Annotated in this window: 15 protein-coding genes and 3 pseudogenes; 3 read left to right on the top strand and 15 right to left on the bottom strand. The window is 38.6% G+C overall.

The genetic code is table 11. From position 1 onward, the window contains the following. Positions 1–83 precede the first annotated feature (83 nt). Entirely contained in the window at positions 84–278 is a 195-nt protein-coding gene (locus A3I7_RS0102725) for a hypothetical protein (RefSeq protein ID WP_018375249.1), read from the top strand. Positions 279–393: 115 nt separating this feature from the next. On the opposite strand, the gene rfbB is transcribed toward A3I7_RS0102725, so the two are convergent. The 6 genes from rfbB to A3I7_RS0102755 form a co-directional block, all read right to left on the bottom strand. Next, complete coding sequence (gene rfbB / locus A3I7_RS0102730; protein WP_026217100.1) at positions 394–1440, bottom strand: dTDP-glucose 4,6-dehydratase; 1047 nt, start codon at positions 1438–1440, stop codon at positions 394–396. 363 nt (positions 1441–1803) lie between these two features. Then, positions 1804–2289, bottom strand: coding sequence for a phosphoribosylanthranilate isomerase (locus A3I7_RS0102735; protein WP_018375251.1), 486 nt, complete (start codon positions 2287–2289; stop codon positions 1804–1806). Continuing rightward, entirely contained in the window at positions 2289–2882 is a 594-nt protein-coding gene (locus A3I7_RS0102740; RefSeq protein ID WP_018375252.1) for a dTDP-4-dehydrorhamnose 3,5-epimerase family protein, read from the bottom strand. Before A3I7_RS0102740 ends, A3I7_RS0102735 begins: the two co-directional genes overlap by 1 nt. A gap of 1 nt (position 2883) precedes the next feature. Next, positions 2884–3753: a glucose-1-phosphate thymidylyltransferase RfbA gene (rfbA, locus tag A3I7_RS0102745; protein WP_018375253.1), complete on the bottom strand. Its 870-nt coding sequence runs from the start codon at positions 3751–3753 to the stop codon at positions 2884–2886. 256 nt (positions 3754–4009) lie between these two features. Further along, positions 4010–10498 (bottom strand): pullulanase, encoded by a 6489-nt coding sequence (locus tag A3I7_RS13530; RefSeq protein WP_018375254.1) that lies wholly within the window; start codon positions 10496–10498, stop codon positions 4010–4012. A 362-nt stretch (positions 10499–10860) separates the two neighbouring features. After that, complete coding sequence (locus A3I7_RS0102755; RefSeq protein WP_018375255.1) at positions 10861–12822, bottom strand: FtsX-like permease family protein; 1962 nt, start codon at positions 12820–12822, stop codon at positions 10861–10863. Between the two features lie 842 nt (positions 12823–13664). Here A3I7_RS0102755 and A3I7_RS14435 point away from each other — a divergent pair. Then, a pseudogene (locus A3I7_RS14435) lies at positions 13665–13824 on the top strand (transposase); the annotation flags it as partial. Between the two features lie 40 nt (positions 13825–13864). On the opposite strand, the gene A3I7_RS14440 reads toward A3I7_RS14435, so the two are convergent. Continuing rightward, positions 13865–15289, bottom strand: a complete 1425-nt coding sequence (locus tag A3I7_RS14440) for a VWA domain-containing protein (protein ID WP_018375258.1) — start codon at positions 15287–15289, stop codon at positions 13865–13867. Positions 15290–15658: 369 nt separating this feature from the next. On the opposite strand from A3I7_RS14440, the pseudogene A3I7_RS14445 reads away from it, so the two are divergent. Then, positions 15659–16057 (top strand): annotated as a pseudogene (locus A3I7_RS14445) (transposase family protein); the annotation flags it as partial. 191 nt (positions 16058–16248) lie between these two features. Here A3I7_RS14445 and A3I7_RS0102780 read toward each other — a convergent pair. The 8 genes and pseudogenes from A3I7_RS0102780 to A3I7_RS13060 all read right to left on the bottom strand — a co-directional run. Continuing rightward, a complete protein-coding gene (locus A3I7_RS0102780; protein ID WP_018375260.1) occupies positions 16249–17226 on the bottom strand; it encodes a LacI family DNA-binding transcriptional regulator in 978 nt (325 codons plus the stop codon). 476 nt (positions 17227–17702) lie between these two features. Continuing rightward, positions 17703–18071 (bottom strand): VOC family protein, encoded by a 369-nt coding sequence (locus tag A3I7_RS0102785; protein ID WP_018375261.1) that lies wholly within the window; start codon positions 18069–18071, stop codon positions 17703–17705. 10 nt (positions 18072–18081) lie between these two features. Then, entirely contained in the window at positions 18082–18522 is a 441-nt protein-coding gene (locus tag A3I7_RS0102790) for a VOC family protein (protein WP_018375262.1), read from the bottom strand. Positions 18523–18615: 93 nt separating this feature from the next. Then, entirely contained in the window at positions 18616–19167 is a 552-nt protein-coding gene (locus A3I7_RS0102795; protein WP_018375263.1) for a cysteine hydrolase family protein, read from the bottom strand. 59 nt (positions 19168–19226) lie between these two features. Further along, on the bottom strand, positions 19227–20012 hold the full coding sequence (gene codY, locus A3I7_RS0102800; protein WP_018375264.1) for a GTP-sensing pleiotropic transcriptional regulator CodY: 786 nt from the start codon (positions 20010–20012) through the stop codon (positions 19227–19229). Between the two features lie 530 nt (positions 20013–20542). After that, positions 20543–21757, bottom strand: coding sequence for a pyridoxal phosphate-dependent aminotransferase (locus A3I7_RS0102805; RefSeq protein ID WP_018375265.1), 1215 nt, complete (start codon positions 21755–21757; stop codon positions 20543–20545). A gap of 85 nt (positions 21758–21842) precedes the next feature. After that, the gene (locus A3I7_RS0102810) at positions 21843–23594 is read right to left on the bottom strand and encodes a glycerophosphoryl diester phosphodiesterase membrane domain-containing protein (RefSeq protein WP_018375266.1); all 1752 of its coding nucleotides are present in this window, start codon (positions 23592–23594) and stop codon (positions 21843–21845) included. A gap of 259 nt (positions 23595–23853) precedes the next feature. Next, a pseudogene (locus A3I7_RS13060) lies at positions 23854–24656 on the bottom strand (IS982 family transposase); the annotation flags it as partial.

Genomic DNA, 24656 nt, shown 5'->3' on the forward strand with positions numbered 1-24656 from the left:
ATATTTCCAATAATTAGCAAACAAATTGGTTTCAAAAAGTAAATAGTTATGGTTTAATAAAGGAAAAAGAAAAGAGGATTACAATGAACCCAAACGAACTATTTGAACAAATCAAAGAATTGATTGCCCAAAAAGACTTCAAGGCAGCCCAAAATTTCCTTGATAAGAACAAAGATCAACTAGGCGAGTATTTTGACCAAGCCAAAGCCCTTCTCGATGGTGCTGGAGGTATCGATGGTGTCATGAACAAAGTCAAAGGACTTTTTGGTAATAAATAAGACAATCAAAAACTTAGCCTATCCTTAGATTAGCTAATTTTTTAGTATCCCCCAAAATACAAAAAATAACCTTGCCACCAACGACAAACGTTGATATGACAAGGTTTTTTTAATTTTACTTAATAACTTCCTGAGTCTTAGCATAGTTGGCTTCAACAGCTTCTTTTTCAGCCTTCCACCAGTCTTGGTGTTCTGTATACCAGTTGATGGTTTCTTGAAGGCCCTCTTCAAAATTAGTGAATTGTGGCTCCCAGCCGAGTTCTTCACGTAATTTTGTGGAATCAATCGCATAGCGCAAATCGTGTCCTGCACGGTCTGTCACATGGTCGTAAGCATCTTTAGGTTGACCCATTTTTTCAAGAATCAACTCAAGAACTTCTTTGTTGTTCTTTTCACCATCAGCACCGATAAGGTACGTTTCACCGATGCGTCCTTTAGTCAAGATTGCCCAAACACCGGTTGAATGGTCGTTGGTGTGAATCCAGTCACGAACGTTCTTTCCTTCACCATAGAGTTTTGGCTTGATACCTGACAAAATATTGGTGATTTGACGTGGGATGAATTTTTCGATGTGTTGGTAAGGTCCATAGTTGTTAGAACAGTTTGAAATCGTTGCTTTGACACCAAATGAACGCACCCAAGCCTTAACAATCAAGTCTGAAGCAGCCTTGGTTGATGAGTAAGGTGATGATGGATTGTACTTAGTTTCAGCCGTGAATTTCTCACCTGGTCCTTCACCATGACCTGGCAAATCTTCACGAAGAGGAAGGTCACCATAAACTTCGTCCGTTGACACATGGTGGAAACGGATGTCGTATTTACGCGCCGCTTCAAGTAAAGTGTAAGTTCCGATAAAGTTGGTGTGAATAAATGGGCTTGGGTCATTGAGCGAATTGTCGTTGTGGCTTTCAGCCGCATAGTGAACGATTGCATCCGCTTTGGCAGCCAATTGGTCAACCAATTCGGCATCCGCAATATCACCAACAACCAACTCAACGCGGTCACCAAGAATTTCTTCAATGTTAGCCCGATTCCCAGCATATGTGAGTTTATCAAGGACGGTCACATGAACGTCTGGGTGATTGTTATAAACGTAATGTACAAAGTTTGAACCGATGAAACCAGCGCCACCGGTTACGATGATCTTTTTATATTCTGTCATTTTTTTCTCCGAAAAGTTTTTTTCTTTTTTGATAGTTTCCTTAGGTAGTGGGGACGCCAGCAAACCTTCGGTTTCATGGCTAAATTTTGAACCTAAGGTTTCAAAATTTCCCTGCAAGATTACGTAAAACGTAATCTCGGAACCTGTATTCACAAGTGAAGTGCTTTTATATAAGAGATAGTTTTTCGCTAATCAAGGCAGTTTTTTGAGGGAATACTGACTGTATTCTGAAAAAAACTAACGATGAGTAGCTGAAAAAATAGCCTTAGATGAACGTACTGAACTATGAATACCGGTTCCTATTTTCACTACAGCGAAAACTATCGCTAATGGCTCGCTATGCTCGCCCTCTTTGATGCCAGACTACTTCAACATTTCTTTCAAGTAAGCAATCTTAGCAAAATCTTTTTGGTTATTTTTGTCTGCCCGATAGGAATCTTTGGAAGAGGCCAGATAGATTTTCAGATATTGCTCAAGCGTTGGTAAGTAATAATGAACACCATTCGTCTCTAATTCTTCCAAATCCTCAAGCTCAACACCTGCAAAACTTGGCAGAGAGTGAAGGCCACCAAATTCAACGGAAACACCATTTTTCTGGAACTCATGCTCATGGCGGTCGACCAAGGTATAACCCAACCTTTCCATCATGGCAATCAGCTTATCTGATTGATAGATACGCTCCTCGTCTGGCACTTCCCAGCCTCTGGGATCACTAGGGACATGAATATCTAAATCACGGGCTTGCCAGTCTTGACCTGTTCGCTCTTCTAAACCGACAGATCCCATCAACAACGGTGTAATTTCTATTTGATTAAGCTCTCTTGCAATTTCCAAGAAAATTTCAAACATTACAAATCCTCTTTTTTCAAAGGCTTTACGTCTTTGAGGAGTGGATGATGTTTATCAGCTTCTGAGACTTCCGCTTCTGCCAAATTTTCCCATGTGATGCCCAGAGCTGGGTCAGCGTAGTTGACAAAGGCATATTTGGGCTTGAGTTCAAGCGCCCAGTAGTCGTTGACAAGGTAAGTATAAGCTACTTTGTCAGTCAACACTTGGAAGCCATTAGCTACACCGCGAGGGACAAAGATTCCTTTTGACGCATCGATAACAGTTTGGTAGGTATTGCCAAAGCTCTCCCCTTCACGAAGATCAACCCAAGAACCAAGAACTTTTCCCTCATCAGCGACTGAGATGTATTTATCCCATGGTTCAGCATGTAAACCTCGAAGCACGTTCTTACGTGAGAAAGAAATGTTATTTTGCAATTTGCCCGCTTCAAAAAAGCTTTCTGGGAATCCTAGCGGCACCATTTTTTCTTTTTGGAAGTTCTCTTTAAACCAGCCACGGTTGTCACCACGAACTGGAATATCAAATTCCAACATGCCTGGAATGCCTTCGACAGGACGGCAAGCAAGTTCTTTTTCAAAAAATTGTTCTGTCATCTTATGCTTCTCCAATCAAACGGAGCAAGTATTGTCCGTATTCATTTTTCTTAAGCGGCTGTGCCAATTCGTACACTTCTTCTTTGGTGATATAGCCCATACGATAAGCGATTTCTTCCAGATTGGCGACTTGTACATTTTGCATGCGTTGAACCGTTTCGATATACTGAGCCGCTTCAAGCAAGCTTTCGTGTGTTCCTGTATCCAACCAAGCAAAACCACGTCCCATCAGTTCAACAGACAAATCACCGCGATCAAGGTAAGCCTTGTTGACATCTGTGATTTCAAGCTCGCCACGAGGGCTTGGTTTGATGTTTTTAGCAATTTCTACGACATCATTGTCATAGAAGTAAAGACCGGTTACGGCGTAGTTAGAACGTGGGTGTTCTGGTTTTTCTTCAATAGAGATGGCATTCATGGCTTCGTCAAATTCTACGACACCAAAACGTTCTGGGTCTTTGACTTGATAACCAAAAACTGTTGCCCCTGATTCTTTTGCGGCAGCCTTTTGCAGCATCTTAGACAGACCTGGCCCATGGTAGATGTTGTCTCCAAGGATAAGGGCAATGCTATCATTTCCAATGAAGTCTTCCCCGATAATAAAGGCTTGCGCCAGTCCATCTGGACTTGGTTGTTCCGCATAAGACAGGGAAATGCCAAACTCAGAACCATCTTGAAGCAAATCCTTAAAGCGAGGCAAATCTTGAGGCGTTGAAATAATCAAGATTTCCTTAATCCCTGCCAACATAAGGGTTGAAAGGGGATAATAAATCATAGGTTTATCATAAACCGGCATGAGTTGCTTAGATGCAGCGCGCGTCAAAGGGTACAAACGTGTCCCCGAGCCACCTGCTAGAATAATACCTTTCATAGTGAGTCTCCTCTTTTAATTCGTCGCTACTATTTTACCATTTTTTGCAGAGGCTGTCACTAATCGCCATTTTCCAACTATTTTTGACCACTGACTAATGTTGAATTTTGAATAAAACTCTAGTGGAAGACACTAATCTTTCAAAAGATTTTACAGTTGCAGCCATTTTATACTAAAAACGAGTTTGGGATCAAAATAATCCCAAACTCGTTACTGCAAATATCTAAGGTTATCAGATGTCTATGACGACTGCTTACTAGGCATCTTTTTCGTCACGCTTTTTAGAAGCTGCAAGACCTAGACCACTTACAAGCAAGCTCAATCCTAATAAGTGATAAGGGAGATTTTCTGTATCACCGGTAGTAGGTAGTTGACTGCTTTCTTGAACTGCTTGTTTCGCTACTGGGGCAGAAGAAGTATTTTTAGCTACTGTTGCTGCTGTCTGAGTAGCTTGAACTGTTTGCCCGATTCCAATCAGAATGTAGGCATCTTCTGCTCGTACAACTTTTTCTTCTAGCAACTGGCTTGCTACCAAGACGCCTTCCACATAAACGTCACGGTAGGTGCGTACCACGCTGCCTTCTTTACCAGTTGTTACTTCTTGTTTTACTCCTTTTGCTAGATCTGTCGTTTCTTGATAGTGCGTTGTAAACTCAAGAGGAGACGTTTCAGTCCTTTCTTTTGTTGTAAACTTCAATTCTGGTTTTTCTGCTGCTGTTGGCGCGTTATCAGGCACTTCAGTTACGAGTGAACTCAAACGTACAATTGCAGCTGTTAATGGTGCCAAAATAAAGCTATCTGCTGTTTTTGTTACCCCAACTGGATTAGTAATTGCTTCAAGACCAGCTTGAGCTCCATCAACAATAATCTCACCATTTAGGAGCGCTTTGTAAGCATCACTGAGAACGAAGCTACGCTCTTTGCTATCTGCATTCACAAAGACTGCATAACGATCTCCATTTGAAGCAATGGTTTGATAAGCAATGACAACATCCTCTTTAGCAATGCCGTTTTGACCAGGAAGACTAATTAGAGAAACAGTAGTGTCCACATCAGTTTTCGTTGATAATCTAAAGGCATCTGTTGATTTTCTAAGTGCAATCAACCCTTTAGTGTAAGCCTGTGTCGCTACATTTTCAGGATAGGCTTCGGCATCAGTTGCCTTTGTCCAATCAAAATGATTAATAGCATCAGATGAATCATAGGAATCATGAATATAATAAGGGTAGTCAAATGGTGTACCATCTGCGTTGGTCAAGAGGTGAGATTTATTTGGAACCTTGTCATCTGATACAGGGTAACGGTAGGCTTCATCTTTGAACTGCTTGGTCCGACCATATTCCTGTCCAGAATGAATAAATGGTGTTCCTTGTGCTGTAAGAATGAGAAGATTTCCTAAACGTTGACGTTGTAAGATTTCCTTATAATTCTCAGCCTTACTTGGATCTTTCTTGATAGACTGCGCAATGATGTCAAATAGGGTGAGATTATCATGTGCTGCAATATATTGAATCACATCGCCTGGGTCATCTGCCGTGAAGTTTCCAGGTTGAGCCTTAATGTCATTAAAGATTGATTGAATATCTCTAGCACCTGTTGTGATGAAGGCAGGTTGGCCTTCATTTGGATAACCTGATTTTAGGCTATTTCTAATCTCATCAGAGAAGACCGCAACGGTATCCGTGCTGCTCATCCAATCTTGATCAGCGGCTTTCTCAGGTTGGTTAACGTCCCCTGTATAAGTTCTCCAGCCTTCTCCTAGCATGATAATGTTAGGGTTAAGCTCTTTAGCAGCATTATAAGCTGCCTCAATCGCTGCTGCATCATGATCTCCCATCATATCAAAGCGGAAACCATCAACCTTAAATTCATCAACCAAGTACTTGATAGAATCTACCATGACGCGACGACTCATATAGTGAGTTGTTCCCAAGCGACCGCCACCAAAGCTAGATTTAGCAGTGCCATCAGCCTCCATAAAGTGGTAATAATTTGGCTCCAAATCTTCAAATAGTGACGTTTGTGCTGTGTGATTATAGACCACATCTAAAATCACACCCATTCCACGTTTATGAATTTCGTTGACAAGATTTTTAAATTCTTCGATGCGTTTAGCTGGATCAGTCGGATCACTTGAGTACATGCCTGTTAGAGAGAAATAGTTTTGAGGATCGTATCCCCAGTTGTAGTTACTGTTGCTTGATGCGTATTCACTGAGACGCTCTGCATTTTTCAACTCATTGACAAAATAGTAACTCATAACAGGAAGTAATTGAATGTGGGTAACACCCAAATCTTGTAAATAGTCTAGACGTTCAGCAAAAGCTGCAAATGTACCAAACTGAGCCTTCAAATCATCTGAAATCGCTTCATCTGATGTAAAATCACGCACATGGGCTTCATAAATTACCGCATCTTCCCGTTGCTTGAAGTTTGGAATATTAGCATAAGTCAAATCACTTGGTCCATACTCGCTAGGATCCACAAAGGCTGCCTTAGCCACCTTATAAGATGGATCGGTATCTGCAAGGTCACTATTCCACTCGGCCAATGATTTAGCATAAGGATCAAGAACCAAAACAGTTGTATCACCGCGCGTGATTTCATAGTGGTAGTAGTAACCACGGTAATCAGATAGACCTAACGCTTTATCTGCTAAATGAACATCCCATTGACCTTTGTCACCCTTAGTCATGGCAACTTTTCCAATCACTTTGCTTTGATCGTCTTTGTCATAAACCACCAAATTAACAGCATCCGCACTTGGAGACCAGAGAGTAGCATCCACTACACTACCGTTAGCTGTCACACGCGCACCAAGTTCGCCATCATATGCATAGAGGCTATCTTTCAATTGCCAGCTCATCTTAGTAGTAAAGCTATCGCTACCATATTTAAGCGTATAGCCTGCATGTTCTTGGTTAAAGTCACCTTTAATCCGTACTTTTTTACCAGCTTCATCCAAAGTCAATCCAGAAATAGTAACAGCTTGACCATCTTTGTCAGTAATTGTCATTTTCTCTAACAAACTTGCTTCATCTGCCCCTTCAAGGGTTGTAAAGCTGGCTTCTAGCTCTGTTAAACTAATATGTGACACCCCTGTAACACGGACGTTGTTGATGAAATAAGGATTAGTGTAAACTGTTGCATCATCATCTCTTAGGAAAATTTGACTATTTTTGGCCAAATCAGCAAACTTATAGTCATTTGGTTGGATTTTAACAGCATCGCCTTCCTTACTTTCATCAAGAAGAAGGAAACCAATGGAACTTGCAGCATCTGACAACTTCACATCAATATAGCGACCATACTTGCCTTCGTTATCAAAGTTGATACCGTCTGGCCAATCACCCAAAGTGACATCTTGGACATCTCCCCAAATCCAGAGAGCTTTATTATCATAATCACCATCCGTACGCAGATAATTGATACGGATATAACCTTCCTTAAGTGGTTCTGAATAATGCAAATTATAATTTTCATCAAACCAAGCTTCGTTCATCGCTGGACTAATCAACTCAACTAGTTTATCACCTGTGATATTGTCCCCTGCTGTGTTGTTAATCAAAAGACTAATCTTGCTAGGTTTTTCTGTCATTTTGACATCAAGGTAATAACCATAGTCATCTTGTTTAGCATTAGCAAAGCTTGTGGCACCAGTTGGCCATGCACCATTATCACTTGATGGGGTTGCTACATCATCCCAAGTCCAAAGACCCAAGCTATCCAAGTTATCTGATGGTAAGGTCTTGAAATGAAGACGAATACTACCTTGGGCAATTGGTTCTTCTTCCTTGACTGGACTCGTAGCAGATATAATATCTCCGTTAGCCACCTTAATTAACATGGTACCGCCATTAGCCAAGGTTGGAACATCTACTTGAACAAACCATTTATCACCATCAGCTTGAGGCTTATAAGTTTTTCCAGAGTAATAATCTGTAAGAGTCGCATTTTCTCCTGATACTTCGATTAGAGCAGGTTTAAACTCATCAGCAACTGAATAAAGAATGTAAGCTGAATCGTCTTTATAGCTACGTTTCGCAAGCACCCATTGAGCCCCATCACTTCCACCAACAATAGTGTGTTCCCCTCGAGAAAGTAGCTCTGAGTTGGCATTACGGAAGTCAAGGACTTTCTTATAATGCGCTAAGATATCACTGTCTCCCACCTTAGACCAATCAAAATCATAACGATTATCATATTGTGGCCAGTTGTTAGCACCACTTTGACCTAATTCTTCGCCATAGTAGATGACTGGCTGACCTTTGGCAGTTAGGAGAGCTGTCGCTGCTAGCTTTAATTTATTTGTATCACCATTGATACTATACAAGAAACCATCTTCATCATGACTACCCAAGAATTGTCCCAAAGTAGCTGCACTGTTAATGGCCTCACCGCGCGCCGCTAATTCTTTATTGGCTGCAATCAAGTTGCCGTTTACCAAGAGTTTAGCGATATCCTTGAAGCCAAAATCAAGCAATGAATCCATTGTACCTGCTTTAAGGTCACCCTTAGTATCTTTATAATTAGCACCCCAAGATTCGCCAATCAGGTGGAAATCAATATCTTTCTCAGCTAACTCATTTTTAAAATGTTGCCAAGTGGTATCATCAACGTGTTTAACAGTATCCACGCGGAAAGCATAAATGCTGTTGCCCTTAGCTGTGGTTGAACGTTCCAACCATGAGGTTTGCCAGTCAACCAATTGACGACGAACAACATCATCTTCTGTCTTAAAGTCAGGCAATCCAGATAGAGAACCTTGTTGATCATCACCTTCTTTGTTTTCTTCCGGTGTTCTAACCAAACCTTTAAAGGTATCTTCTGTACCATAGCCAGCATGGTTTAGAACCACGTCCACGATGATATTAATACCTTTTTCAGCAGCCTTGTCAATCAATTCATGGAAGTCAGCAAGGCTTCCCAAATGAGGATTAAGTTTCTCAAAGTTTGATGCCCAATAACCGTGGTAGGCATAGTATTCTGCGTCCCCAGCGCTCCCTGGAATATTTTCTACAATAGGTGTCAACCAGATAGAAGTTACCCCTAATTCTTTAAGGTAATCAAGTTTTTCTGTAACCCCTTTGAAATCACCACCTTGATAAACACCACGTTGGTTGGTTGCTTGTGCATAAGGCTGATTGTAAGGATTATCATTGCTAGTATCACCATTCTTGAAGCGGTCTGTCAGCATGAAGTAGATGATTTGCTCATCCCAATCTTTCTCGCCATCTTTCTTCTGGTGCTCTGTAATCGTTACTTTAACTTTAGTTTCATAGTAACCATTATTCGTATCATAAACCCTTACAGGCAGTTCATAATCTCCTGCAGCAACCTCACTACTTGCATTCAAAGTGACTTTGTTTAACTCCGGTGAAATATCAATGATTCCACCACCTATAGCTGTGCTGTCAACCTGAGTTTTGTAAATATCAACATTATCTGGGTTATTTACTGAGATAGATAAAATACCATGTTGATTGTAGTCAAACGCTTTATCAACTTCTGCTGTTAAGCTGATATTGGCTTTCCCAGGTTCCGCTTTGGATAAATCTAATTCCAAGGTTTCTGGGATATAATATGGATTTGTATAAACTGTTGCTTCGTCATTTCTGAGGAAAATTTGGCTATGAACTTGACGATTAGCAAAGCTCATATCTGAACTTTTATTTCCTGGTAGTTCTGGATTATTTTGGTTAACCACTAGGAACCCAATGCGAGATTCCAACGCCTTTGACAAGGGAACATCAACATAGCGTCCATATTGTCCTTCTGCTGTAAAATCAAGCGCACCGTCTGGCCATCCATCGCTAGCTACCGTATCACCCCAAAGCCAAAGACCCCAGCCATCATAGTTGCCATCATCACGCTTGTAGTTAATACGAACAACTTTTTCATCACTAAGAGGTTTGTAGGTATTTAACTTAAAGTCTGGCGCAATCCAAGCCTCATTCATTTGAGGAGCAACAATTTCAATTTTTTGATCCCCTTCAGTAACTTTTTCGCCATCTTTTAGGAGGAGATAACCAATAGAGGCTGGATTTTCAGATTGCTTAACATCTATATAGTAGCCATAATCGTCTTTTTGACTAGCGACGAATGGCTGGGCATCAGTTGGCCATTTATTACCATCAGAAGGAGTTGCAACACCGCCCCAAGTCCAAAGACCGTAGTGATCAATAGCACTATCATCCAAGCCGGCGAAGTGTAAACGAATGTTCCCCTCTTCAATCGGTACTGGGGCTGTTTCCTCAGTAGTTGTTGCTGGAGAAACGGTTGCCGCATTTTCTGTAGAATCAGTTGTTGACTTTTCAACAGAAGCCGCAGCACTTTCTGAAGGTTGCTCTTCAGAAATCGGGGTAGTTGTTGCTGGAGTCGCATCAGCTGTGATACTTTGATTTTCTGTTTGACTATCAGCTGCTAGCGCAGGGGGTTCAGCAGGAGATGAACTACCCGTTTCAGTTGCCACTACTACTTCATCTGTAACAGTTGTAGTTGTTGCCTGACTTGTCTCAGGACTTGCTGTCAAGTCTGTTACTTGAGTAGTCGAGCCACTATCACTTTGAGCTGTTACAACTTGCTCAGACTGAACGGCTGCCTCGTCAGCTCTTACAAGAGAATTAGGCTGACCTAGAGCAAAAAAACTAGCAGCAATAGCTACTGAAGCTACTCCCACTTTAAATTTTCGAATGGAAAAAATTTCTTTTTTCTCAAGCCATGATTTTGAACGTTTCTTAGGCATAATAATCTCCTTTGGATCTTACTTATACTTCAGTATAACTTTTTTTAAAATAAATGCAAGCGGTTGCACAAATGTTACCGGTAACATTTTTATGCCTAGTTATGACAAATATAACATTTGAATACACAGATTTCACTGAAAATAACGCTAATTTAATCCTATCTAGAGGGGCAGACAAAGCTTTAACATAGTAAAAACAAAAAGCAAATAAACATCTTCAACCATTAAATACTTTGAAGGGTTATTTGCTTTTTAGGAGATGAACATTTGGACCATAATCTAGTTTTTTCAGCTCACCTTTACTATTAAGTTACTCTGTAGACTTTAAACATAATGAACTAACAAAATTCAAACAAGTACGATCATCGTTCAATAATACGATAATAGATACGGCTGGTCAATTTGTAGATAAGATAATAAATAGCACAAATCAACAAAATGGTTATAACACTGACACTATAAATCAAAGAAGATGAGGTAACACCAAAGACTGCTAACATGCGTTTTAAAAGAACAAGGGAAACTGCGAAATGCAGACTAGCCATCAGAAGTGGCAAGAAAAATACCAAAATAATTTGCGAGTTGATTGTTCGTTGGACAAACTGCTTGCTCATACCAACTTCTTGTAAAATCTTGTAAGATTTCCTATCTTCATGACCTTCTGAATATTGTTTGTAGTAAATAATAAGAGCCGCTCCTAAAAGGAAGCTGATTCCCAACATAAAACCTGTAAAAAGAAAGCCACCTGTAAAACTGAGCATCATAGCAAGTGTATCCGATTTTTGGACAATGTAACCATTAATGTTTTTATCAGTAAAACCTCCGCCTTTTGAGGTTATATGTTGTACTTGTTTATTAGATAAGTCTGTGAAAACATGATATTCCATCTTTGTTTCTACGCCCATCACTTCATCTACTTGACTGAATTTTTCCATAACCATTTCCAAAACGTTGTCGTTCGCAACCACAAGTAAAGCTGGATTAAACGTAGCATAGAGGTCAGGTAAGAATAACTTTTCAGGTCCTTTTATAGCTTGATAGGTTTCATTTCCTATAGTAAGCTGTCTAAGTTCATTGCTCACCTCCGGCGTGATAAACGTAATCTGATTATCTTTAAGTTGAGCTAACTCATTACCTAGTTTGCGAAAATCATCCTGCGTGACAAGGATAGTATAATAAAATTTTCCCTTTACTGGATTCGTTTGATTAGTAGGATTTAGAGCAAGCGCTTGCCCTCCATCATAGGGCAGTGCTAAAGTTGCAGTCAAGTATCTAATAGCAGCATCTGCCTTTGCAGGATATTTTTTCAAAACAGATAATTGAAACGCTTCTTCTCCTTGCGAACGGTTGGCAACCTTGTAAATGATTGAGCTCTTTTTGGGAAACTGTTTATCGACAGAGCTAATGGTACCCGTGTGAAGTGAAACCGTCGTCGCAACTGTTACAAATGCCATAACGGCTAACAAAGTGATGTTAGCCAGACCAACAGCATGCTGTTTCATACGAAAAAGCATCTGCGATGTTGTGATAAAATGCTCAGGCTGATAAAAATAGACTTTATTCCTACGACGTCTTTTCAAATACCAGGCAATAAAGCTGACATAAAAAAGGTAGGTACCCAAAATAACAGGAAGTACCGCTAAAAAGAAGAGATAAATGACTGCTAAACCAGACTTATTACCCGATGAAAGAGACAGGTAATAACCTAATCCCAAAGATAAAAGTGATAAAACAGCTAAAAGTAAATTTCCCTTAGGTTCCTGTTCTCCCTTTTCACTGCTCCTAAAAAGAAGAAGGGGAGTCACTTTTCCAATTGTACGCACTGCAATGATTTCTAAAACAGCAAATATACCTGCAAATATCACTGCAGTCAATACAAATGCCATAGGAATTACCACAAAATTAAACTGATTGACCTGTATTAGATTAATAAAAATCAGATATAGTAGATTAGAAAATGCGCCACTGAGAATACTACCTAGACAGATAATAATGATAAAAATCATCCATAGTTCAATACTTGCAATCAGCGACACTCTTTTCTTAGTCATGCCCAATATATTATACAGCCCAAACTCACGCGCCCTTTGTTTCATCAGGAAGTTAAAACTATAAATTTCCATAATCAAGGAGAAAATAGTCATAACGACCACCCCCAGTACCAAAGCTACTATGCCAGAACCCATAGTATTCTTTACAGGACTGAGTATTATCAGAAAAAGGGAAGAAAGCAAGGTGTACAGTACTGTACTTGCCAAGACAAAAGGAGCGAAAATAGATAGCGATTTTCTGATATTTTGATAAGCAAGCTTAAAATAAAACATTACTCACCTCCAGTATTTCTATTGAAACTCATTAACAAAAGCAAAGCCACAGCCTCTCACGCTATGGTATAAAGACGATTCATCTCTTGTGAGAGACCGGCGAGAAAATACCCATGTTCTAATAATTCTTCCGAGGTTTTTGAACGATTATTACGACCATTTTGAGGGGTTAAATTTGATTTTTTTCTAAACATAAAATTTGCCTCTTTTCTTAACTTGATAATTCTATTATAGACTCTTTTTAGACACGCTAACTTACAGTTCCTATCATCATTCTTACAAATTTGTAAGAATAGGATTTATTAAAAATCATCTTGTGATAATTGGTAGAGGAGTTAGGAATTTCCTTCTACTTTTCGGATGACTATTCTTCACGACTAATAAAAACATCAATAGCTTGCTTCGAGAATATTTCCCAAAGAAAATCGTTCTAGCGGTGATTTACGATGAGACACTAGCCACAACTTTATGTGATATCAACCAATCACTCCATACACATCTTTAGCTTACAGAAAGTTTTTTTGTAGCCCTGATAGGTACCTTAACAAAAATTAACTTATTCTTACAATTGTCATATACAAAAAACTCATTGAGCAAAAAATGACTACTGTTCACCCTATTTTCCACACTATCTTTAAGATATTTCTTAGAACCTGTATTCACAAGCGAAGTGCTTATAGATAAGAGAGAGTTTTTCGCTAATCAAGGCAGGTTTTTGAGAGAATACTGACTATATATTGGAAAAAAAACTAACGATGAGTAGCTCAAAAACTAGCCTTAGATAGAAGTGCTGAACTGTGAATGCAGGTTCTTAAAGAAGAGAAAGCCTTAAATGCTTTGGAATACCTTGTTCTAATGCAAAGTTAAAAGCAACTAACACTCTCATCAAAAACATTAAGCGCAATGCCTTGGGTTCAGGAATTTTGACAACTTCAAAAAACGCATAGATTTCGCTTTGAACAGCAAAAAGCGAGAACAACATCCGTTCTCGCTAGAGCTTAGCTTTTGTCGCCCACTACAGCTAACAAAAGGGCCATTATCGTTAGTCTTCTTTCTTTTTATAGAATGCTAGTGCTGATACAATTGCTAAGCTAACTAACCCATAAACACTCAAATAATCATTTGATTTTGAGCCAGTTTCTGGAAGAGCTGTAGCTTTAACAGATGTTTTTTTTACAGAATCAGCCTTGTAAACTGCTGGCTTGGGAGTTGTAGGTTTGTTTACAGCAGAATAAATCATTTCGGGTGCTTTTTTAGTTTCAACTGTTGTTGTCACATAGAATTGATAATCTTCCGTCACAACCTTAAGCAACTTACCTTCATAAACTGTTTTTACAACCCAATTCGAAATATCATTTGAAAGAGTCTTTGCAAAATCACTCTCAATATCTACTGCAAGGCCATTTGTTTCAGCAATCATCTTGCTGAATTCATCCTTATAGTACATATCTTCAATAACCGTTACACTGATGTTTTTTGATTTCAATGCATTAATGGTTGATTCAATTGATGGTGCTGCCGCAGTATGCAAATCAATCCCCTCATCCGTGATTAAAACTGCAAAACGTCTTGTACCAGCCTCTGTTGACCAATCATATCTATCCGTCGTAATATAAGTCAATGGAACTGTAGGTTCTTCGGTTCCACCATCAAGTCGAATGTTATCTATTGCTTTGATAAATGCAGCTGGATCAGTTGTAAATTTTGAACCATTGAAATCAGCATAATTGACATGTTCACTATCTTCATAGTCAATTAGACCAAGACGCGTACGAACACTTTGTTGTCCCAAGCCATTGACAAAATCTGTAATGTTATTTTTTACAGCAGCAATCTCATTACTCATTGAACCACTATGATCAATAATGAAAACCACATCAGCATTCGTGCTGTTTTCCTCAGTCTTCACAATATCCTGCTCTTTGACAACTTCTACATTAACTGTTTTAACGACTTTTTCGTTAACTGTTGTTGTCGCCTCAGCCGTTTCAGTCACATAGCTAGTTTCTTTTTCAGCAATCACTGCTTCCTGCTTACCAACTGAAGCATTTTTTTCAGCAATGCTTGTGGTTTTAACTTGAGCAGTTGATGTCTCATATGTGATAGTTTTATTACCCTCTTGATGTGCTTCTGATGTCACCTCAGAAATATTAGATTCTACTGCAATAATATCACCAGCTTGAGCTTTACCCTCTTCAACAACAGGTTGTTTTGAGGCAGCTTCAATATCCTTTGTTGCCTCAGCAATAGGACTTTCAGCTGTTGTAGGTTCCTGTGCTTCAGAAGAGGTTACTGAAGTCATGGGAGCAATTTCAGTTGACTGCGTAGAAGATGATTCCTCTGTTGTTACTGGTGTTTCAGCTAAGGTATTTGTTGTAACCAAGAAACTAGTTAAAACCGCTACAGAAGCTAAGCCAAATTTCATTTTTCTAAAAGAAAATGTTGCTTCTTTTGAACTCTTTTTCATAAAAAATCTCCTTTTTTAAATAGTGTGAAAATTAAATATATTTGTATTATAACATTTTTTTAATAAAATGTTAACTGTTTATTGTTAACTAAAATATAACAAGATACTTGAGACAGAGTGATTACGAAACTAAGTAAGAAAGGTGATACTTTAGCACATCTAGACAAGATTATGGGCTGGTCTCAATTTTTATCGCTCGTTTTGGAGAGGTTCCTAGTTCAAACAAGGTTCATGAGTGAGGAGGAGAGCCAACTTGACTATACGATGATATGGATCGGTTACGCTAAACTAAGCAATCTTATAAAGTGTTCTACACTAAAGAGAAGAGAATAATGTCTAGAAAAATGCCGCCAATTCACGGATGACTTCAAACAACAAATTGTTGACTTAATTCCTAACAAATCGACCTCTTCGGCTATTCAAGCCTTAAAAGTTGTTTTACAAAAATATCAGATAACGTCCATCACAGCTGATAATAGAACAGAATTTAGTTACTTATCAGATCTTTTTTGATCACGAGCATATTTATTATGCCCACCCGTATGCTCCTTGGAAGCATGGGAGTAAATTAGTCCAGTGGATTAATTTAGATCGGAGCTTGAAAATCAAAAAGCAACTAGAGAATCATAACAGACTGATTCATAGATGGTTACCCAGAGAAAGCAATAGTGTAGCTCAACAAGTCGCATTCATTGAAATTGGATAAACAACTATCCGAAGAAACTATTGGACGACAAATCTTCTAGAGAGTTTTTACACAGTGGCTAACTTGCACTTGAAATTTACCCTTGTCTTGATAATTAGCTATTAGATTTTATGAGTTCAATATAACTGAACAACTTTCATTTGGACGTAGGAAAAATCCCTCATAGTCTCTAGTGAATTTTTTGATTCTCACTATCCACTATAAGGGAGTAGGTCATATCCCAGCCTCTCTTATTTCATATTTCCCAAAATCACTAAAACGATACTCTCTGTTTTCCAAGAGTTTGCCGAGTTGTTCCTCCAACGACCAAATCTGCCCGATGATAATAGGATTCTTTTGTTTTTCGATGGTCAATTAGGTCTAAAAGGCGCTGTGCACAGATTTCTCCCATTCTTTCAACAGGTTGCTTTATAGTCGTTAATCGTGGTGAAACAATTTTATCCAAAAAAACACCATCAAATCCAATAATCCCAATCTCTTCAGGTATCTGATAGCCTTGCCCTTCTAAAAAACGCTCTGCTCCCAAGGCAATACGATCAGAAGCACAAATAAAGCAACTGTTTTTAGGTATAGGTAACTCTCGCTTTAAAACTTCTCCCACTTGAGAAGCGCTATTAGCTGAACGAAGAATTTTAGGAGTAACTAACTTGTTAGAAAAAGCATCCAAATACCCCTCTTCTCTCGCCTGTTCAAATCCTTCCTTACTTTCAATTCCTAAAAAAGTCAAATGCTCATACCCCAACTCTGCTGCATAACGGGTAGCATCTCTACTAGCCTTGTAGTTGTCGGAGTCAACGAAAGGAATACCATAGTCATTTTCACCAAAGGCTACAACAGGCTCTGATAACTTTTTTATAAAGGGAACATCTTCTTGCCGCAACCCTGTCACAATATAACCATCACACTGCTTAATGGCCTGTAACTGTGACAAATCCGTTGCCAGCTGTAAGGCATACTGGTGCTTGTTTAATTCTGCAGATATTCCTTTGATTAGTTTCATAAAATAGGGATCAACGCGTTCCAAATCTTCTAAAACAAGCACAGCAACCACAAGCGATTTTTTACAAACAAGTGCTTTAGCAACAGGATTAGGCTGATAGTCTAAATCTTCCATAGCTTTGTAGACTAATCTTCTCAATTCTGACGTTACCATCTCTGGATGATTGATAACCCTAGAGACCGTCATTTTTGAAACATTCGCACGCAGAGCAACATCCTTCAAAGTTGGCATATGTTTTCCCTTCTAAAATAAAATTCGCTTCCATGCAAGCGCTTGCTTCAATTGTAACATATCTCTAAAAAAAAGTCAGCAAAAATATTAAGCGTTTTCAAAAATAATGTTTGCTTTAAATCAAACTAATACTCAATGAAAATCAAAAGTAGCCTAGGAAACGAAGCCGACGATAGAACTTGAGTTCATCAAAGCAAGTTGACAACGGATAATTTTGATTTTCGATGAGTATAAGCAACGCAGATGCCGATAAAGCTAGAGTTCATCAAATCCAGTCAGTAAAGACTGAGTTTGATTTTCGATGAGTATAAAAATAAACTTGCATAAAAACAGACATCAGGTCTGATGATATACAAGTTTTAAATGGGAAAATTATAACAATTTAGAGTAAGTAAAAAGATTAAATTAATTCAAGAAGCATTATCAACTTCACATGTATAGGAAGTACGAAACAAAATATTGCTAAATGCAAAGACTTAAACACCTCTAACAGCGAAATAAATCCCACTTGGTGACGCAAAATTAAAATTAGGAAACGGCTCTGTTTGAACATCACTTGCTGTATCTGTCAATCCAGCAACACGTTCCTGAAGATTTTCAATCTCTTTAGCTTCAAACAAAACGCTTGGCACATGATCAATCACTTGAGGCGATACCTGTTTAATGAATTCTTTATCATAAACAGTAAAGACTGTGCTACTATCTTTATGCGGCTTCATCTCAAAACTCTCATAGCCCATCATTTCAGTTTCATTTTGAATGCTAAACCCAATGGCAGCCCAAAACTCCTTCTCAGCAATTACATCATCAACATAGAGCATAATACCTGTAGTTTCTGTAAACATCTCTTCCTCCTTAAAATGTAACAGTTTCAGACACAAAACCTGGGATATCAGTATTGATCTGCCAAGAAATACCAAACTTATCCACTAGATTAGCATAAGCTGGACTCCAAGGTGTTTCCTGAAGTTCCAAATCAATTCGTTTGGCATCAACAGACAATTTTTGATAAATAGCCTGAGCTTCTTCAACACTATCCAACTGAATACAAGCTGTCATGTTATTCCCCTGGATGTAGTCGTAATCTGGACCATTATCAGACAACTGCAGACGAATGCCACCAATATTCAAATTAGCATTAAGGACCAAATTTTTATGTTCTTCTGGAGTATCAGGAATGGCTTGTCCAAAAGTTGTACAAGAGATTACTTCTGCGTCAAAGACATCTTTGTAAAATGCAACAGCCTCTAAGCCGTTATTATCCGTTACTAAATATAGTTCTAGGGCTTTAACCATGAAAATCCTCTGTTCTTTAAAATACGCTTTATTATACCCAAAAAGTATCAAATCAGCAAAGAATTCGACTTATAATTAGCCTTTTTAACAAACTTATTCGATAATTTTTGCACCTAAGACATTTTGAAAATGGCTGAGCGCCCAGTTATGATTTTCTTTGGTCAAACTAGCAACAGCTGCTGCCGGAATTTCGAGTTTGTAGCCCAGATTATAAGCATCAATAGCCGTATGCAAAACACAAATATCCGTCAATACACCAGTCAAAATAATGGTTGTCACATGCCGTTCACGCAATCTGATGTCAAGATCAGTCCCAGAAAAAGCCGAATAATGACGCTTATCCATCCAGAAGACACGACTATCCGATTTAATATTTTCATAAACCACTCCTAATTTCCCATAAAGATGACGTCCCTTGCTTCCCCTGATATTGTGTGGTGGGAATAGCTTGGTTTCAGGATGAAAAACATCCCCTTCGTCATGTCCATCGATAGCAAAGAAAATATAATCACCATTCTCAAAAGCTTCCTGTGTTAGTTGGGCAATTTTATTTTCGATAGCTTGAGCAGGCTTGCCAGCTGTCAGTTTACCATCATCTGCAACAAAATCATAAGTATAATCAATTGAAATCAAAGCTTTTGCCATTAGACATTCTCCTTTTATGCAAAAGGGGCTGAAAAGTGTATTCAGTCCCAGTTTATGTTTTATTTGTAATCTTTTAATTTATCAAAGATACCTTCATTGATAACTTTAAGATAAGTTCCCTTCATACCAAGTGAACGGCTTTCAATGATTCCTGCTGACTCAAGTTTACGCAGAGCATTAACAATCACTGAACGAGTGATTCCAATACGGTCAGCAATAACAGAGGCAGTCAATCGACCTTCAATCCCACCAAGTTCGTTCAAAATTGCTGCGACAGCCTTCATTTCAGAATATGAAAGTGTGTTAATAGCCATATTAACAGCTGTTTGCTTGCGAATCGTTTCTTCAAGATTTTCAGTCTGGAGGTTAAGTAACTGGATACCAACTACTGTACTGGCAATTTCAACTAGAATCAAATCATCTTCTAAAAATTCCTTGTCATTGCGCCAGATAATCAGTGATCCCAAACGCATACCCCCTCCATAAATAGGGGCGATAGTCGTCAGCCCATCTGGGTAGATGTCTTTAGATTCTACAGGGAAGATTGTCAGATCGTTATCAACAGAAAGGTTAGCTTCTGTATCATAAACACGACTAGCTGCCTTGACATACTCCTCTGACAGTTTCTTTTCCTCAAACATCTTTTCAACTCGGTCTGTATTAGTCTTATACTTGATGGCATACCCTAAAATATTACCACCACCGTTAATAATACATGAATTGCAATCAATAATATCTGCTAACTGAGCGGCCATTGTGTTGTATGGCAAATCAGTATCCAGATTATCTACCGAGCGTTGCAAAATAGATGTAATTTTTCGAGTTTTGTTTAATAAATTCGGCATTTTTCCTTTATCCTTTGAAATTGTTTGCAGTACAATTATATCAAAGCAAAACTGTTTTGGCAAATAATTATCAGAAAATTACTTCTTTTTTTGACAATTATTCATACCTTGAAAAAAGTCAAAACTAATACTCAATGAAAATCAAAAGTAGCCTAGGAAACGAGGCCGACGATAGAACTTGAGTTCATCAAGGCAAGTTGACAACGGATAATTTTGATTTTCGAAGAGTATAAAGCTACCAATCATACAGATAAATATAATAAAACACACTAAGAAAACAGCATTTTGATTGCATATTTCTCTCCAACCCTGATTTATCCTAAATAGACACAAGAACAAATGAAGTACTTTTATAATAAGAGATGTTTTTTCGCTAACCAAGGCAGGTTTTTGAGGAAATACTGACTGTATTTTAAAAAACTAACGATGACAGCTTAAAGACTAGCCTTGGATGGAAGCGCTGAACTGTGAATACAGGTTCTAAGAGTATAAAAGTAAAAAACCACCTTCACGGTGATTTTGGGGCTGAATTAACGGCGATATTGGCGAAGGACGCGAGTCAATTTTTCTTGAACTTCTGCTAACTCTTCAACACGAGGTAAGTAAACAATACGAAAATGGTCTGGCGTCATCCAGTTAAAGCCTTTTCCGGGTACTAGCATCACTTTTTCTTGCTTCAAAAGCTGTAAGCAAAATTCTTCGTCATCATCAATCTGGTACATATCACGATCAATTTTAGGGAAGATATACAGACCTGCTGTTGGCTTGACTGCTGACAGCCCTGGTACTTCATTCACAGCCTTATGAATAAAATTGCGCTGTTCATAAATACGACCACCCGGTTTTAAAAGTTCATCAACCGACTGATAGCCACCTAAAGAAGTTTGTACAACATGCTGTGCCAAAACATTAGAACAAAGCCGCATATTGGCTAACATATTTAACCCTTCAATGTATCCTTTAACGTTGTGTTTTGGTCCCGAAAGTACCATCCATCCCACGCGGAAACCACAAATACGGTGAGACTTTGATAAACCATTCATGGAAACACAAAAAACATCTGGAGCCAGACTGGCAATGGCGACGTGTTCTTTACCATCCATAACCAGACGGTCATAAATTTCATCAGCGAAAATAATCAAGTCATTCTGACGAGCAATATCGACAATTTCCTCAAGTAGTTCTTTGGGATAAAGGGCACCAGTTGGATTATTAGGATTGATAACAACAATTGCCTTGGTATTTGAAGTAATCTTTGATTTAATGTCATCAATATCTGGGAACCAGCCTGCTTCTTCATCACATAGATAATGCACAGCACTCCCACCGGCAAGGCTGACACAGGCAGTCCATAAAGGGTAGTCTGGCATCGGTACAAGCACCTCATCACCATTGTCAAGAAGAGCTTGCAGGGAAATCGAAATCAGCTCAGAAACACCATTCCCAATGTAAATATCATCAATATCAACGTTTGGAAAACCTTTTAGCTGACAGTATTGCATAATAGCCTTACGAGCCGAAAAAATCCCTTTACTATCTGAATAACCTTCGCTGTTACGGGCATTCATAATCAAATCGCGAATGACCTCATCAGGTGCTGTGAAACCAAACTCAGCAGGATTTCCCGTATTAAGGCGAAGAATTTTTTCACCGTTGGCAATCATACGATTGGCTTCGTCCAAGATAGGACCCCGAATATCGTAAGCAACATGTTCTAGTTTTGATGATTTGTCGAATGTTTTCATAGATTTTACCTCGTAAGAAGTATTATAACCCTTATTTTTGTAATTTTCAATCGGGACTATAATTCCCAATCAAAATTCTCGACTATTAAAGGCTGAAAATGCGTAGGAAATATTCAAGATAGCTGTCATCTTTTTTAAAGTTTGCTTTCATTTCTTTGACATCAGTTGGATAATCAGTAATAATACCATCACTGCTGCTTTGCAGATACTTGGTAATATCTTCTTCAGCATTAATCGTCCAAGCGTAAATTTTCTTTCCTTTTGCATGTGCACTTGCCGCTAGCCACTCATTGTAAGAAAAATCCTCAATAGCATAGAAATCAACTGTTTGATTTGTAAAATCTCCAACTTGCAATGAAATCGTGTACCCAACCGTTAGGTTCTTATCTAGGCGTTTAACTTTTTCAACCGTTGGCAAATCTAATGACATAACTAGATAATCTCTTGAAACTCCTAACTGATTTAACTTATCAACAAAATCTTGCTCGTAATTTCTAGCTTCCTTTCCAGTTGGTTTCAATTCTACTAATAATTTTATGCCTAATTCTTTAGCCTTTTTGACATAAGTATCAAAGGAAACAAGGTGAGACTTATGACCATTTTGGTGGATTGGAAGACCCACGACTTGCTCAGCCTTCGAATCTGAGATAGCAATATTCTTTCCAGTTAAGCGTTTAAGATTATCATCATGACTAACTACAAATTGCCCATCTTTTGAATAAATCACATCCATCTCAACATAATCTGCTCCTGCTTTCGCCGCTGCTTCCAAGGCCTCCAATGAATTTTCAACTCCTTTGCTGACAAGCCCTCTGTGGGCAATAACCTGAATATTTTCTGTTTTTTGACTTGACAGCCCGCTGCTATTATATATAAAGCTGACACCGCCAATAGCTATTAGTAGAGCTACTAAAGCAAACGAACGTCCTTTTTTGGGTTTTTGAGGAGTTAACTGATCCTGCTCTGCTTTTTCCAAATCTAAAACATGTAGTAAGTAAGATAGAAAACCTAGTTTGAAAAGAAGGATAGCTGCAAAAACAGTTCCCCAAACAAAAGATAGGAAAAGTGTCTCTATTAGAAGATCGCTCTTGTTGCTATCTAGCACACTCGCTATACTAATCCCTAAAACAACAAAAACCATCGTGACAATCATCAGAATAAAAAGCACTAAAAGTAGACCTGATAAGGCAAATAATTTTCTTCCTTTTGTCATCTTCCATGATTGTGCCATACTTTGAGCGAAATGCTGACCTTTATTGGTTACTGTTAAGGGTAAAGTGTAGATGAAACGCAGATTCAAATATCCCAACAAAGCATAAAGTCCATAGTAAATCACACTCCCACTAGTCGTTTTGACCAACTCCCCTGAGATAAATTTAGGAATATAGAGATTTTCAAGAAGAGCTGAAGATAAAAAAAGTTGCAAAAAAGGAATTGTTAGAATCAAATATACCAAAAAGGCAACGATATGACCTCCTGATAATGATGTGAAAAAATTGCCTATGTCCTCTTTCAGTCTTGAAAGTGTGAGCCGTAACTTCTCTTCCTTATAGCGGAGCATTTCCACCAACAATGTAAACTCAAAAAAGACCAAGAATGCCAATGCAAATAGGTACAGAAGAAGCAAGCCCAATGTCATCGGATTGATTAAAAAGGAGCTTAGATTATCAATGGTCAGTCCAGGCAAGTCCGAGCTGACTAGAGCTGCACGAAGTAAGAGAGACAAAACATAGGACCCAAGCGTTGTAATCACTAATTGCAAGATGGTCGCCCGTAAAATGTAGGTGTACTTGTAAGCGTACAAATCTTTAAGAATTGTAACAATTTTATTTTTCATCTTATTTCTATTTTTCCCCTATTCATAAAAATCAAAAGCCAATTTTTGTGACTTTTCTTAGTCAGTGGACGTAGGCTTTCTCTTGTTTAAATTGCATTCCTTTTTGGAAATCAGGCTTCAAATCCAATCTCACTTCACAAAGTCCATACCAACATCTCAGCGCAGAATCAATTAGCAGATTAGCTCGTCTTTTACATTCCAAAACTGAGCCATACACAAATTGAAAACTCCTAATTTATATAGTCTTTAACCCCTGGTGCTAGTTCATTTCAAAATAGCGTAAATTATGAGCTAGAATAATTTGTTCAAGTCGTAACTGTAGTCCAGCTAGCCCTCTAGCTAATGTGTGTTCAATATCAAAAAGTCGACACAGTTCAGAAAAACGTGTTTCAATAGTTCGTCTCATGGCCATTATTTTCCAATTGTTATGTTCTTCGGCTCCTGTCATGTTTTTTACGAAATGGCGTCCATAAATGGTAACCTTGTTGTTCTAAGTCCTTCTTGAGTTCACTGCTCAGGTAGCCTAAATCACCTAGGATAACCGATTGCTTACACCCTTCTAATAGTTCATAAACCACCTTGATATCGTGGACAGAGGCTGGTGTGACAACATAGTTCAGAATATAACCTGATAAGGTCACCAGCATATGAACCTTGAANCCGTAGAACCAAAGATGTTTAGAGGCNTTNTANCCAATATCNGCTAATCCTTTAAAAATGGTAGCTCTGTGATTGCGAACAAGTTGGCAAAGTGGCAAAGGAAAACTATCTATAATGGCTAGCCTATCAGATGGAAGCATGTCACTCATAGCTTTTCGGATTAATTGGACTAGCCAGATCAATTGTCTAGACCGACGATTGAAACGACTTCGNTCTAGTAACTGACCACAAGGAAAGAGGGGGCAGATGGTGTAGAAATGGCGTTGTGATGTCATGCCTAGTTCAGCTTGTAACAAAAGCAAGACAAGGATTGATTCATCCGAAACTTTGACTAAGCCAACATTACGTCGATATTTGAAGGAATCTGGGCAATAATTTTGGTAGAAGTGATGACAAATTTGT

The sequence above is a fragment of the Streptococcus orisratti DSM 15617 genome, assembly GCF_000380105.1.
Taxonomy (GTDB): Bacteria; Bacillota; Bacilli; order Lactobacillales; family Streptococcaceae; genus Streptococcus; species Streptococcus orisratti.

What these genes read in the sequence shown, in the direction of transcription:
- A3I7_RS0102725 (WP_018375249.1), top strand. Translation starts at nt 84, where the DNA reads ATGAACCCAAACGAACTATTTGAACAAATCAAAGAATTGATTGCCCAA.
- rfbB (WP_026217100.1), bottom strand. Translation starts at nt 1,440, where the DNA reads ATGACAGAATATAAAAAGATCATCGTAACCGGTGGCGCTGGTTTCATC.
- A3I7_RS0102735 (WP_018375251.1), bottom strand. Translation starts at nt 2,289, where the DNA reads ATGTTTGAAATTTTCTTGGAAATTGCAAGAGAGCTTAATCAAATAGAA.
- A3I7_RS0102740 (WP_018375252.1), bottom strand. Translation starts at nt 2,882, where the DNA reads ATGACAGAACAATTTTTTGAAAAAGAACTTGCTTGCCGTCCTGTCGAA.
- rfbA (WP_018375253.1), bottom strand. Translation starts at nt 3,753, where the DNA reads ATGAAAGGTATTATTCTAGCAGGTGGCTCGGGGACACGTTTGTACCCT.
- A3I7_RS13530 (WP_018375254.1), bottom strand. Translation starts at nt 10,498, where the DNA reads ATGCCTAAGAAACGTTCAAAATCATGGCTTGAGAAAAAAGAAATTTTT.
- A3I7_RS0102755 (WP_018375255.1), bottom strand. Translation starts at nt 12,822, where the DNA reads ATGTTTTATTTTAAGCTTGCTTATCAAAATATCAGAAAATCGCTATCT.
- A3I7_RS14440 (WP_018375258.1), bottom strand. Translation starts at nt 15,289, where the DNA reads ATGAAAAAGAGTTCAAAAGAAGCAACATTTTCTTTTAGAAAAATGAAA.
- A3I7_RS0102780 (WP_018375260.1), bottom strand. Translation starts at nt 17,226, where the DNA reads ATGCCAACTTTGAAGGATGTTGCTCTGCGTGCGAATGTTTCAAAAATG.
- A3I7_RS0102785 (WP_018375261.1), bottom strand. Translation starts at nt 18,071, where the DNA reads ATGTTTACAGAAACTACAGGTATTATGCTCTATGTTGATGATGTAATT.
- A3I7_RS0102790 (WP_018375262.1), bottom strand. Translation starts at nt 18,522, where the DNA reads ATGGTTAAAGCCCTAGAACTATATTTAGTAACGGATAATAACGGCTTA.
- A3I7_RS0102795 (WP_018375263.1), bottom strand. Translation starts at nt 19,167, where the DNA reads ATGGCAAAAGCTTTGATTTCAATTGATTATACTTATGATTTTGTTGCA.
- codY (WP_018375264.1), bottom strand. Translation starts at nt 20,012, where the DNA reads ATGCCGAATTTATTAAACAAAACTCGAAAAATTACATCTATTTTGCAA.
- A3I7_RS0102805 (WP_018375265.1), bottom strand. Translation starts at nt 21,757, where the DNA reads ATGAAAACATTCGACAAATCATCAAAACTAGAACATGTTGCTTACGAT.
- A3I7_RS0102810 (WP_018375266.1), bottom strand. Translation starts at nt 23,594, where the DNA reads ATGAAAAATAAAATTGTTACAATTCTTAAAGATTTGTACGCTTACAAG.